Source organism: Pseudomonas sp. EL_65y_Pfl2_R96 (assembly GCF_963970905.1).
GTDB lineage: Bacteria > Pseudomonadota > Gammaproteobacteria > Pseudomonadales > Pseudomonadaceae > Aquipseudomonas.
Genome location: NZ_CAXAQH010000012.1, coordinates 146,914 through 159,714, shown reverse-complemented (window position 1 = coordinate 159,714; position 12,801 = coordinate 146,914). Strand labels below are relative to the sequence as shown.

Here is a 12,801-nt window from a genome sequence, read left to right as displayed (position 1 = left end):
GCGACGCCGCCGCTCCTGGCCCAAAAGCTCCCCACTCTTATCGTTGCTGTTAGTCATAAACATAACCGTTTGCCTATCCCTTATCGTAAGGGGGAAACGGTGTCCTGTCTTTCATGGGGCTCGTTCACGGGGCTATAAACACTAACAACAGAAGCATCCCTCCCCATGTCCCTTTTTCGAGGATCTCTCCTTTCTTGCTTACCCGATTCATCAGTAAGTAAACAAACGTCAACGCCACGGATATGAACATCAATCCTGGTATGAGCGCGCCGATGAACGGGATTAGGTCTACCAATCCCATGATGCTGGAGAAGGCGTAGCTGTACCCATACACCAATATGGTAGGGGTTCCGAGTTCCAGCTCGGTCGTGCCGATACCGAACTGCTCATAGTAGGCGCTCAGTTCCAGGTAGCCATACGCAAGCAAGCCCGCCTGCAAGAGGATCGCGAAATAGGTAAGGAGCTTGAATGCAAAGTCCTTGTCCACCTCCCTCACGACTGATGCGGGCTGAGCATCGATCTGTTGAGGGCTGACCGATGGAGAACTGATGCTGATCGGATTCAGAATCTCTACTTGAATTTTGTTATCTCTTTTCCAGAACACGTTTCTTCCTTGAGTAGCGGGGGAGGTAGTGGCGGCATTACCCAACGTATTGGATCCTACGCCAGAAAAGTCGCTGGGGACCCTGGAGGATTTCTCGATACACGGGGTCGGAAACCCGCGACATCCTGTTAGCGACAGGCTGCGCAGCTTACTGAAATTTCAAACGTTGAAATTGAAAGGATCTTGAAGAAAAAGGGGCATCGTTACCGTGTTGGTAATGACGCCCCTTTGTGTTGCTGATAACGCACGCTTGGCGTTCGTCAACCGAGTCAACTCCGTCAACCTGTCAACCAACTTAAAAAATCCAGTCGCTAACACGAACGCGCGGGTTATCCGCCCCGTGTCCTTCAGAAATGCTCAGGGTCCCCCGCAACATCCCAATACCTTGTGCAATTGCACTGGTGAACCATGGTTCACCCGGTTCACCTGTTCACTAAGCTGTGCACTTTTCCGCTAACACGATCACGCGGGTTTCCGACCCCGTACCCACCGAAGATCCCCAGGGTCCCAAGCGAAGTCAGTGAGCGGTCGAATCATAAGACGGCACCTCATAAGCGTGCTGGCGTTCGGCACCCCAGCGCTTGAAACAAAGCCAGTATTGCTTTCGCTGGCGGCGCTCTCAACGATGGGGTGTGGGGCTCGAAAAGACGTGTTACAGGTGTTACAGGTGTTGCGCGAGATACTAACTAATTGAATGCATTGGTTTTTTTGGTGTTGCACACCGTTGTTCCTTCACGTGCATTGGGTGTTACAAGCCAAATTGGTGTTACAGCGGCGTTTACGAAATTGGGTAAACCGTCAGACCACAATCGACCAGAAGCATCCGGTCAGTCATATTCTTCATTGCCCGCTTTAGGGCTGCAGGCCGAAATTTTACCCGCCTTCCGTAAACCCCCTCACGTTGAAAGCGGATACGTAGCTCCTTCCCTTGACGTCTGCTGGAGTGCGACAGAGACCTCTCACCGAGGCCCGCATAACGATCCGCTCAATATTCGTGGTCACGGTCTGTGCGAGTCTGGCTGTCTTATTTTGATTGAACCTCATGTTTCTATGTGTCAAAGTCTCATTAAATTATGATCAAACCACGCCATGACCTACGACAACTTTCTTGCTGAGCTGAACAGTGCGGGCCTCAGTGTAAAGCGCTTTGCTGACCTCGTAGGTATGCAGCCCAACTCGGTTTCCAACTATAAGAAGCGGGGTGAAGTTCCCGTACATCTCGCATTGATCGCCAGTCTCCTCGCTGAAATGTCCACACACCATATCGACTACGAGCCTGTCATAGCGCGAGTACAGCCCGTCAAGAAGCGGCCGCGCGGCGCTGCAAGCGGCCGGTTCGCAGGCGACAAGCAGACCTCGTTGGGGTTCCACCAATGACTGAGCATCAGGGCACTTGGGTATCGGTCGGCATTACGGCCCCGATGCAACTGCGGAGGCTCCTCTCATGAACGCGGTCATCGATTCCCGCTGGTCGAAGGCGCTGACGCTCGACCGGCGCCGGGCTCCCGAGTTCTATGCGGCCGGCAGCAAGGTCGCCGCAGGCGCGCATGCCGAGGCGATCCGCTTTGCACTCGATGAATTGGGCCTATCGGCGGTTAGTTGTATCAACGGCGTTCCCACAATCGCCTTTTTGAGCGATCCCCTCGTTTCCATCGAGCGCATCGACGAGCTTCATCGGATTCTGTGGAATCAAGGTTTGATGAGCATGCTGCTCGTCATTCGCAGCGACGAATTGACTGCGTACTCGCTCGTGCAGCGCCCGTTGCATAGCGACGAGAGCCGGGATAAAGACCCACGCTTAGTCAAGACACTCTCCCTTCTCAGCGATGCCTTAGAGCTGCGCGAGTTACTCGACGCGGCGGAGTCAGGGCGGTTCTGGTACGAGAACGACGGCTATTTCAATCCGGACAACCGGGTTGACAGCGTTCTTCTGGCCAACCTACTGATGGCGTTTCGCAGCCTCAAGGACGAGCTTGGAACAGATGCCTCTCAGGCGTTGCTGATGCAAACCATGTTCGTAGCCTACTTAGAGGATCGTCAGATCATCGGTGAGGCCGTATTTCGTGCCGCGTCACAGGATCGCTTTGGCACTCTGTTGGAGTTGCTCGGGTCCGGAGACCCTGAGCTCTTTGACGTGCTGTTCACATGGCTGCATGGTGCTTTCAACGGCAACCTCTTCAAAGCCCCTTGCGCATTTGAGACCGGAGACGCTCTGCCACCCAAGCTCAAGCCTGAGCATCTAGCCGTGCTCACGCGGTTCCGCTGCGGTCACGAGAACATGGCCACCCGCCAGCTTCGGTTCTGGGGCTACGACTTCCGTTACATGTCGATCGGACTCATTAGCGCGGTTTACGACCGGTTCCTGAAGGAAGAGGCGGATAAGAAGAGCGCAGACGGGGCATTTTATACCCCGATGTTCTTGGCCGATATCGTAGTCAACCAACTGTGGGACGAACTGACCGACGAGCAGAAGACGCATGGCATCTACTGCGATCCGGCCTGCGGATCTGGCATCTTCTTGGTGCGGTTGTTCCAGCGTCTGGTCGAGCACCATTGCCAGGTCAAGAAGAAGCGGCATGCAACGTGGACCGACTTGAAAGCCATTGCGAATCGCCTCCATGGAGGAGACATAAACTCTTCCGCAGTGCGTGTCACGGCGTTTTCCCTGTATATCGCCCTCCTCGAACAATCGAGCCCTTCAGACTTGCCCAAACTCATCAAGGCCGGCAAGTTGCTGCCGCCTCTGTATGGGAAGACTCTACTTCCCGGGTCAGACTTCTTCAGCGTCAAGGATGCCCCCCCATTTGACGTGATCATCGGTAATCCACCTTGGAATGGTCGTACCGGACAGCTGACAACAGCACAAAATTGGACCACCTCCAATGGCTACCTCGCGCCCGCCAAAGACATTGCATGGGGATTCGTGTGGAAGGCCCTGGAAGGGATCAAGCCAACAGGCCTGGTGGCATTTCTGTTGCCTGCCATGGGGATCTTGCACAACACCGAGAGCCAAGCCGCGCGCCGGATGTTGCTGCAGCGGTCCAGGATCCGCCGAATTATCAACATGTCTGATCTCTGCTTTCAGCTTTTCGATGGAGCGCAGCGTCCAACCGCTTTCGTGCTGTATGGGTCTCAGAAGCAAGAGCAAGCTCCTTACCGCTTCGAGTACTGGGTCCCCAAGGCTGACCTTAACCTACGACTCAAGCGCCTGGTGACGCTGTCGCGCGCCGATCGTTTGACGTTTCGCGCCGACCTGGTCGCCGAGGATTCCACCGTTTTCAAGCGTCGCTTGTGGACGCGGGCTCCCGAGGAGCGACTGCTGCAATACCTTCGTACGATCCCGCCCATAAGCTCGCTTGTGCAGGAGTTTAAGGCCTTCAAGCGCTCCAAGGTTGAGTTCAACCGGGACGAGCACTGGGTGATCGGACAGGGCTTTAAGCCGGCGCAAGAGAATCGGCTGGACGATCCTGAGTACCAGACGACCATCGTCGAGATCGTTACTCGGCTGCCCTACCTGGATGCGAGTCAGTTCCAGGCAGTGGCCATACCACGTGTAGAGGCTAGCCCCTGGCATACGTCAGTCGTTCATCGGGCAGGGTTTGACGCCGGATTTTTTGGGCCTCACATCTTGATTCCGCAAGGGGTGGAACGGGCCGTTGGCCGTGTGCGGGCGGCATTCAGCGAACAGGATGTCGTGTTCCGAAGTTCGCTTCAGTCGATCACCGTGCCGCCTGGACAGGAACGTAAAGCTAAGGTGCTGACGGCCGTGCTAAACAGCAGTCTGGCGGCCTGGTTTTATTTCCACGACACGTCATACCTAGGAGCCGATCGGGCCAAAGTACCCCAAGGTGAATTGCTGAGGCTGCCGTTCGACGATCCTGAGAATATGCCGGATCCTGCGAAGGCGTTCAAAGCGGAAAAGAAGTTGGTGGCACTGATTGACAGCGAGCTTGCGACCGCGAAGAAGCTGCTTGCCTCGCAGCACGATGTGTTGGACGCCATCGACCGTCTGGTATTCGAGTATTACGGACTCGATGCCGGTGACGTGGCCATCATCGAGGACACGGTTCAGCATGTCATCCCAGCCATGCAGCCCAGACGCAACTCCGGCTTGCAGTCCATTTGGGCGCAGGCCAACTCAAGTCAGCGGGCGACCTACGCCTCCATGCTGTGCAACGCCCTCTCTCCGTACTTTCGCCTGCCCGTCAAAGCTTCGTTGGTAGCGCGCTCCTCCGATGTGGCGGTGTTGCAGCTGACAATCGGCGATGAGGCTGCGCCGTACACTGAGGACACATCTGGCGAGTTCAATGACTTCCTCGGGTCGATCGCCGCAAAGCTTCCCATCGATTTGCCTGGCAACGTGCAACTGATACCTGATCTGCGTCTGGTCGTTGACCGCGACATGTATCTAGTGAAGCCCGCGGCGCTGCGGCACTGGCTTCGATCCACAGCATTGGCCGACGCGGAGCAGATCGCTGCGGAGTTCGTAGCGGCCGCGGCCCGCCATGGGCAGGAGGGGATGAACCATGCTGGCGGGTAGTCCTGATGCTTGGCTTGCTCATTTCCGGGATCTTGGGGAGCAAATGTCCGAAGCGATTGAAGCTGCCTGGCCGATCTGCATTAGACCTTTACAGGCCAAGAAGGACGCGATGACGCATGAGGATCACATTACCGAGCATCTCGTTCAGGCTCTGAGGCGAACGAAGAAAGTGCCGGGTAGAATCACATACCAATATGTCCTACTGGTCGAGGACGCCAACGGCAACGTATCCCTGTCGAGCAGCATCGACTTCGTGTTGACAGTGGGTGACGATGAAGACGTCTACCTAGCTTATGAATGCAAGCGGCTAAACGTATCTTATGCAGACCGCGTACGTAACCTCTGTGTCCCATATGTCGAAGAGGGCATGATGCGCTTTGTCACAGGTCAGTATTCCAATGGCCTTCCGATGGCTATGATGATCGGCTACGTCATGAACGGGGACAGCGGCAGGGCACGTAGGGGGCTGACCAAAGTCATGAAGTCACGCACAGCTACCCTCGGGTTGACCACCGAAGAGGACCGTCCATCGTTACCGGGGATGCCCACTCGCTTTAGTTCCACGCACACATGCATCCCCGGCCATAGCATGAAGGTAGAGCACCATCTTTTACCTTGGCCATAACAGGTGAAGAAAAATCCGGCCGTGAACTGCCAGGCGTCAGACTCGAACGGAGAGCACGTGACGAGCATCGCCAAGGCGATCTTGGAGGCCGACGAAAACGCCCTTGATCGGTCCCGCAAGGGCCCCCGTTCGGAGCGTAAGCCTTATATCTGATGCTCGCAGCCAGGCCATTGCTTGCTGAGCGTAGGGTGGCTGCTTTGCACCTTTCAGCGTCCGCTAACCAGTCAGCGCTCATTTAACCCCTGCTGGTGGGGATGGCCCTGGTGGTCAAAGAGTCTTGTTGCTGTCAGCCAATCCTTTAAGGTGTTGACGCCGAAGTCGACTAGGCTGACCAATTCTGATTCGCGAGCGATTTTCGCGATGGCTTTATGCACTGGAAAAGAACTACCGATGGCGATCCTGTGGTCAACATGCAAGAGCTGCAGTCATCGGTTGGTAAGCGTGGGCTGTTGACACCAACGTCAACTGTGGCAGAGAATTGCTCTTGAGAGCGCGAAACCGACTGCTTCTAGGTGGCAATAGTCGGCGTTAGGAACCCCGTTGATGACCTAGATATCAGCGCACGGGTGAGACCTCTTCTCCCCCGCTTGAGGGAGCACAATATCAAGCAACACATCCTGAAAAAAGCAGCCAAATGGCTGCTTTTTTCATTTCTGGGACTCGTAGCTCCGATAAACGAGCTCTCCATTGCGATGCTTGTTCAGTGCTTTTTTATCGCAGTTCATGAAGTTCCAAAGCGCTCGACCATGCTCCAAATGGACGATCACCAGCATTTGGTACCTCGCCTGATAGATGCCAATGAAAACGAGTCTTGACGATCCATCATCGTACTTAGTACGCCAGACTTCTAAAGGTTTTTTCACAGTGTCAACCGCGAATGCTGTGAAGCGCTCACGCGAGTTAGGCCGCTTCTTCACAATGTGCGCGAGACCTTTACGCTGCACCGCAACAGCGCCACAAGGTGTCTCGATCAGCACTGCATCGATACCTTCCTGTAGCCCGAACCCCAAGGCCACCTGGCTCAGCGCGCTTTCCATATCAAGCGCGCCGTCCATTTCGGGAAGGGCGAGAGCCTGCAAACTCGCGTCAATGTCACGAATGTCAGGGAGCCCCATCAGTTTCCAGTTTTCCTGACCAAAAATTTTCTTTGCTACTAGCTCGCCCATGGGACCACCTCCTGCAGATCCTAGCGGCTCGCTTCTAAGATCTCGGCTGCGGTAGCAATATCTGCTCGGGCCCCGATATCCATAATGCGGTCGCGAAATTTCAGGTAAAGCTCCTCCTGGATAGGATGCTTACCGCTTTTATGCATCAACTCGATAACGACATTTGGGTTCATCAGCAAAATGTAATGGAAGTCTCCCGACACTCCCTTCCTTGTCTGGATGAAACCAAGCTCCTTAAGCCGTTTCATCCGTCGACGCCAGGTATCCACAGTCCGCTCCCCACTGAAGCCGGCCTCTGCTGCAAAAACAATAGGGTTTTGCACCACCACAAGAGGGCTGTCAGGTGCACGGCACCACAGCGCAAAATATGCGTGCCCCGCAGGTTGTCCTTTGGAAAGGTTATCGATCACCTCCATGGCAATCGGAAGCGTGCGTGGGATAGTGCTGAACCCCTTGTTCTTTTGACGGAGCCACAACTGCTCGGTCGGCACATCAGGGAAATACTCTTTAAGCTGCTCTGCTGCGCGCTCCGCCATTCCATTTTTTCTAGCAGTATTTTGCTTGTCTGTCAGAGGCTTGCCATCAATCTTCGACTCGCTAGAAGGTGCTTTTGCCGATGCCTTTGCTTTAGGTGTCGGGGCTTTTTTCGTTGCTCCGGCTTTAGTTTGCTCTTTCATTTTTTGGATCCCCAAATGTTCAATGAGGAACATTCTGGGGTAGCTGGGGCAGCCAAGCAATGAGTGAAGACGCACGGTTTCATGCAAATTGATGATATTTGCCGATCAATACATCAGCTTCAATTGATACATATAACTCAATTTATATAGTTAGGTTGCGCGGAATCATGCAAAAAAATAAATAAAAAGCCAGGTAAAACAATGGTTTGAGCCGATTACTGTGTACTCCATGGTTATCCATGTACTCAGTGTGCTCCTGTGTACTCCCTGTGCTCCTTGAGATTGTTAAGAGGATTCCGGGGCTATCCAACGCAGCTTCGCCGCACATCATTTTTAACCGGATGGTCTGTAGAGACGTTCCTTGATGCGTCGCTGCGTGGCGACAGCCAGTACCCAGAACTCTGTTAGTGCAGCGGAAACTTTGGCAAGCTTCCGCGTTGTTCTACGGCCGTTTTTTTAACTTATGCTCGATTAGTCCCATTTCTGCCTTGATCGCACTGATGGTGAGCTTTTGCATCGCAGTGCTTTTTCCGTCTTTAGTTTCCACGACTCTGAGCAGGGCATTTAAATGGGCTTTTCTCGCTTTGAGCGTTTCGGATAGGGACGAGCTGTTTTGTATCGCTGCGTTCATTGGCTTCGATCCTTGGCGTGATTTAAACAGCCCGCGAAAGCAGGCTGTTTCAGGGTGAATGAGCAGTTACATCGAGAGCAGATCGCGCGTGCGATGCTGGCGCCCACGGTCCGCCAGTTCGCTCCACCTCCAACTGCCGAAGTTTTCACCCTGCTCGGGGATGTCGAGCTTCATTAAGGACACCGGGTCGCGGCCTATCAGTCGAGCGGCGGCGTAAAGCTTACCTCCCACATCTAGCAGCGCTTGTGCGGCTTCGTTCCACGCTTCCTCCAGGGCGTTGTGGGCCAGCCGCATGGCTGTGTCCTCAATTTTTTGGTGTTCTACCTGAGCCTCGCTGATGTGTCGGTCTACGATGGCCAGCTCTTGCTCCAAGGCGGTGATGATCAGGAGCTGGCGGCGATGTTGTTCGGTGGCGGTAGTGAGGTTTTTCGCGGCTTTCTGAGCATCAGTGCTAGCTGCTTTTTCGCCCTCGACGTCGCCCCACGCCACGGCCTGTGCATAAGCAGTAGCCGCCTGAGTCTCAGCCTGCCGTGCGCTGGTAATCTCTTCCTGTGCTTTCTGACGAATTTCCTCCAGGCGAGTGTTCAGGCTTTGCCGCTTATCGTTAAGTTCCAGCTCATCCGCCATCCAGTTCGCCATGTCGGTGATGTAGCCTTCCATCAAGCTTTCTCGGTTGGCCAGCTTCTCCAAGCGGTCCAACTTCTGATCCAGCCGGAAAATCTGATGATCGAGCGAATCGATCTTTAATTTTCGACTGCTGATTTCATGCCGGACGTCGCTCTGGCGGCCGTGGTTAATGACTTCTTCGCTTTCAAGCGCAACCTCAAAAGGTGGCAGTTCCTTTTTGAGGGCTTCCATTTCAATGACCAATTTGGCGCGTGTGTCTTTCAGTTGTTCAATTCGGTTCATGAGTTTTGTCCTGATGATTTAATTGGGGTTCGGAGTGGCTGGCGAGGCCCGCTTGAGCCGGCTCTACCTCAGTCAGTAGGCCCGCCGTCAGGCGGCCTGAGCCTCGCTTTCATCCGTTCCCGGCACGGTCTTCACCACATAGCAACGCTGAGTGCCCAGGCCGGGTAGGCGGACGGCGCAGGAGGCTTTGCCGTCCGGTCCGGGCTCGAGGACGCCACGGCGTATCAGCTCCTTGTTCACGGCATTGATGTTCATGCCCTTGAACACTTCCGAGCGCCACGCCTCCGGCAATACGTAATAGGTGTTGGTGGTGTGCAACGCGTCACCTAGGCCGTGCTCCAGCGTCTTGCGAAAGCCCAACCGGTCAATGGTGCGTGGACCGTGCTCATCGATCTTTGCGGCCGCCGATTCCCAGCGGGTGAAGCGGCTTTCGCCGAAGCGTTCGATGACCTGGCGCAGCCGTGCCAGGATCGCGTCCCCTTCGAAGTTACCGGCGCCGCCGCGCTCATTCATCCAGGCACTCAGACACACCCGAGCCGCAGTAGTGGCGGTGCCGTCTGGCCAGCCGGTAATCCCCATCGCCGTGGCCAGCTCGCCAGCGGCGGCAGCCAGTCCAAAGCGAGCTGCCGCACGATGCGCCTGACCGCTGGCTGAAGCAGGTAGTGCCTTGGCGATAAAGCCCTCCAAGGTGTGGCGCAGGATCGCCGACCAACCATGCCGCTTGCCCGGTTCACAGAGGGCCGACAGGAAGGCGGTGAGCGGTGTGCCGTAGTACTTGGCCACCCGTGCCTTGAGTGCATCGGAGAGGGCGGCGGCGTCATCGAAACCGTTCAGTACGTCGAACATGCCCAGGCCTTTGCTGGCGTCCGCTGGCACCGCGAGCATCCGTACCTCCATGCCGGCTTTCAGCTCCTTGTTGGCTTCGGCCATGTGCTGCGCCAAGGTCTTCTCGCCGGTCGAGAGAAACAGCAAGCGCCACTCCTGAACCTGTCGGCCGGCTTGTCCTCGATCATTGGCGCGCGCCTTCCCGGTGCCGTTGCCGAGCATGTACACCGTTTCGCCAATGATGCGCGGGTCACACATGCCGATTTCATCAAGCACTAGGAGCCCGTCGGAGTGCGCGGCGGCGATGGATTCCAAGGCGTTATCCGTCGAGCGCCAGGAACGCACCAGACGCGGTCCGCCGTAAATTGAGGCGGCCACTTGCAGGTGGGTGGTCTTGCCGCCGGAGCTGTCACCGTAGAGATGAAAGCCGCCCGATTCATGCCCGAGCATGTGCAGTAGCGGGCCGGCAAACGCCACGCTGGCCACAAACGCCAAGCGGTGATTACCGATGCACAAGGCGCCGATTTGTTCTTGCCACTGCTCCAGGGTGCCAGCTTCGCTGATCGGCGGGAGCTGCGCGCCGGCCTCATAGAAATGCAGGTGCTCGGCGTGCGAACCGACCTGCTGTTCGGGCAGCAGAAAGGCGCTGTCGTGCCAGCCCAAACGGGTGACCAGTCGTGCGCGTTGGGCGCTGTCGAAGCCGCCAAGGTAACTCTGCAGGTCATTGCGGGCATTACGCCCCGAGCGACTGCCAGCGAGACGTAGGCCCATGTCCACCAATGGACCGAGTACGTCCTTGCCAAAGTCGCCGGTCATGGTCCGCGCCGGAATGTTCCAGCGCTTTTTCGCGCCGTCCGGATCGTCGAACTCGACCAGCAAACCCCAGTTGTGGCCCTGCGCATCTCGGGTGCGCGCTAGAATCTCCAGTGTTGAACACACCGGACGCGCCTCGCCATCGTCACCGGAATAAAACACGCCTTCGGGCGTCAGGCGGAAGCCGCCGGGCAGCAGATCGTTTTTGGGTTTCGCGGCGCGCTTGGTCGTTGGCTTGGCTTTGGCTTCGGGTGGTTCGGCCGATGCTTTCTCAGGCTCTACGCCGAACAACTCGCCGCTGCGCTCCAGCTCGGCTATGTGGGCCGCCGTCCAACCTTTGGCCTGTGCATCGGCCGCGTCATCGCCGTCATCCCATTGGCCACCTTTGGCGAAGGTCGGTTGGTCATTCTTGAGCGTGGGCTTGCGTTTGAAGACGTCCAGGGCGATCACGCGCACCGACGCGGAGCCGATCTGGTGCAATTGATCGGCGACGGCGTCCATGCAGCTTTTACCGCTGGCGTCGTTGTCTGGCCACAACACTACGGACCGACCTTTCAGCGGTGTCAGGTCGGCTTTGTGCCAGGAGTTCGAGCCGTTTGGCCAGCACGTGGCCACGTAACCGGGCAGCAACTCCGCTGCGGCGTCGGCGGCCTTTTCGCCTTCGCACAGAATGACCGGAGCTTCTGCGCGTTGCGCCAGTTCATCCAGGCGGAGCAGAGGACGCGGCCCAGGTAGACCCTGCCAACGCCATTGCTGCGTTTGACCGTCGGCACGCTGGCACCAGGTCAAGGGGGCAAATACCTTGCGCGGTTTGCCGTCGTCATCAGGACCCAAGTCGAAGCGATAGAGCGCCATGACTGGCTGACCCTGAGCGTTGCGGTATATCCAGACTTTGGACGGCGTACCGTGTTGCCGGTGTTTGGCCGGGCACTTGCTCATGGCCTCGACCGGGATCGGCTGAATGGCGAGCCATTCCGGTGTTTTGCTTTTACTGGGACTTGGCTTCGATACAGCCGCCCCAGCGGTAACGTGCAGCAGATCCGCCAGCTTGTTGTAGGCTTCGACGTCGGTGCCTCCGTCCAGATAGCGCACCAGATCGATCAGGTCGCCACCTTTGTCTCCGGTGGCAAAATCCGCCCAGGTGCCTTTGCTCAAGTTGACCTTGAGCGAGCCAGCTCGCTTGTCGGCACGGGTTGGATTGGCGGCCGTGTATTCCTTGCCGCCGTCGACGCGTTTACCGTTGGGCAGCCAATGGGAAAGTACCCGGTCGATCTCTTTCAGAGAGGCCGCTTTCACGTCGGCGAAGCTGGGGCGTTTCGCTTTATTGGTCATGGCCAGCCTCCACTCGCAGGAGGGCGGTGGTCACATCATCGATCACCGCCTTGCCCATTTCACTGAGGTAGTGAGCGGCCATTGCGCATTGCTCAGTGTTGTCGCCGTGGGTGGCCAGGAGCGTCATGCGATTCGCGCAGCTCAGCAGGTCGGAAGCGTATTCAAGCGCGTCGGATACCGGGACGCCGGCACTGAGCCGAAACAGCGTCTGATGGGGCTGCCCGCACTGAGCGAAAGTGGTCGCGCCTTGGGTGGTGACGTTGGTCTGAGGGCTCATTGCGCACCCCCGGTTTTAGCCCGGGGTGTCGACGTCGCATCACCGTGCAGAGTCAGGGTTTTGATCAGGCCCAGGGTGCCGCGCACGTCCCAAATAACGGCCGCCAAGATGTGATTGGCCAGGCGCGGTCTGTCGCTGTCGGTTTCGAAGTGGTCCTCGAGCAGGATCAGCACCGAGTCGGCGCGGTTAATGGCACAGGTGATGGCGTCAATCGGAATGCCGGCTTCGACATCACTGCTGACGTCGAGCAGGTCTTCGGGCAGGGAACAGCTCAGGGCGTTGTTCATTGGGCACCGCCTGCGGCTTCGAGCGCGCGGGCTTTGGCCATATGGGTGTTGTATCGAGTGAGACGTGTAGCGAGGCTGGAGTTGGCGTGTAGAGCGGCGAGAGCCATTGCACGAT

Annotated in this window: 11 protein-coding genes; 3 read left to right on the top strand and 8 right to left on the bottom strand. The window is 56.8% G+C overall.

Translation table 11 applies throughout. The features are described from left to right. Positions 1 to 124 precede the first annotated feature (124 nt). Positions 125 to 649, bottom strand: a complete 525-nt coding sequence (locus AACY49_RS15060) for a hypothetical protein (protein WP_339524752.1) — start codon at positions 647 to 649, stop codon at positions 125 to 127. Positions 650 to 1,693: 1,044 nt separating this feature from the next. Between AACY49_RS15060 and AACY49_RS15055 the strand changes: the two genes are divergently transcribed. The 3 genes from AACY49_RS15055 to AACY49_RS15045 all read left to right on the top strand — a co-directional run bounded on the left by AACY49_RS15055 (position 1,694) and on the right by AACY49_RS15045 (position 5,769). Then, positions 1,694 to 1,981, top strand: coding sequence for an XRE family transcriptional regulator (locus tag AACY49_RS15055; protein WP_307343184.1), 288 nt, complete (start codon positions 1,694 to 1,696; stop codon positions 1,979 to 1,981). Between the two features lie 67 nt (positions 1,982 to 2,048). Continuing rightward, a complete protein-coding gene (locus AACY49_RS15050; RefSeq protein WP_339524746.1) occupies positions 2,049 to 5,144 on the top strand; it encodes an HsdM family class I SAM-dependent methyltransferase in 3,096 nt (1,031 codons plus the stop codon). Further along, positions 5,131 to 5,769: a hypothetical protein gene (locus AACY49_RS15045; RefSeq protein ID WP_339524744.1), complete on the top strand. Its 639-nt coding sequence runs from the start codon at positions 5,131 to 5,133 to the stop codon at positions 5,767 to 5,769. The genes AACY49_RS15050 and AACY49_RS15045 overlap by 14 nt, the downstream gene beginning before the upstream one ends. A 647-nt stretch (positions 5,770 to 6,416) precedes the next feature. On the opposite strand, the gene AACY49_RS15040 is transcribed toward AACY49_RS15045, so the two are convergent. The 7 genes from AACY49_RS15040 to AACY49_RS15010 form a co-directional block, all read right to left on the bottom strand. Beyond that, entirely contained in the window at positions 6,417 to 6,935 is a 519-nt protein-coding gene (locus AACY49_RS15040) for a PBECR2 nuclease fold domain-containing protein (RefSeq protein ID WP_339524742.1), read from the bottom strand. Between the two features lie 20 nt (positions 6,936 to 6,955). Beyond that, positions 6,956 to 7,612 carry a hypothetical protein gene (locus AACY49_RS15035; protein WP_339524740.1) on the bottom strand — a complete coding sequence of 219 codons (657 nt, stop codon included), beginning with the start codon at positions 7,610 to 7,612 and terminating at the stop codon, positions 6,956 to 6,958. Positions 7,613 to 8,054: 442 nt separating this feature from the next. Beyond that, entirely contained in the window at positions 8,055 to 8,243 is a 189-nt protein-coding gene (locus tag AACY49_RS15030; protein WP_339524738.1) for a hypothetical protein, read from the bottom strand. 66 nt (positions 8,244 to 8,309) lie between these two features. Then, entirely contained in the window at positions 8,310 to 9,152 is an 843-nt protein-coding gene (locus AACY49_RS15025) for a chromosome segregation protein SMC (RefSeq protein WP_339524736.1), read from the bottom strand. Positions 9,153 to 9,239: 87 nt separating this feature from the next. Then, positions 9,240 to 12,122 (bottom strand): DUF927 domain-containing protein, encoded by a 2,883-nt coding sequence (locus tag AACY49_RS15020; RefSeq protein ID WP_339524734.1) that lies wholly within the window; start codon positions 12,120 to 12,122, stop codon positions 9,240 to 9,242. Continuing rightward, a complete protein-coding gene (locus AACY49_RS15015; protein ID WP_339524732.1) occupies positions 12,112 to 12,399 on the bottom strand; it encodes a DUF3077 domain-containing protein in 288 nt (95 codons plus the stop codon). The genes AACY49_RS15020 and AACY49_RS15015 overlap by 11 nt, the downstream gene beginning before the upstream one ends. Further along, entirely contained in the window at positions 12,396 to 12,686 is a 291-nt protein-coding gene (locus tag AACY49_RS15010; RefSeq protein WP_339524730.1) for a hypothetical protein, read from the bottom strand. Before AACY49_RS15010 ends, AACY49_RS15015 begins: the two co-directional genes overlap by 4 nt. Between the last annotated feature and the right edge of the window lie 115 nt (positions 12,687 to 12,801).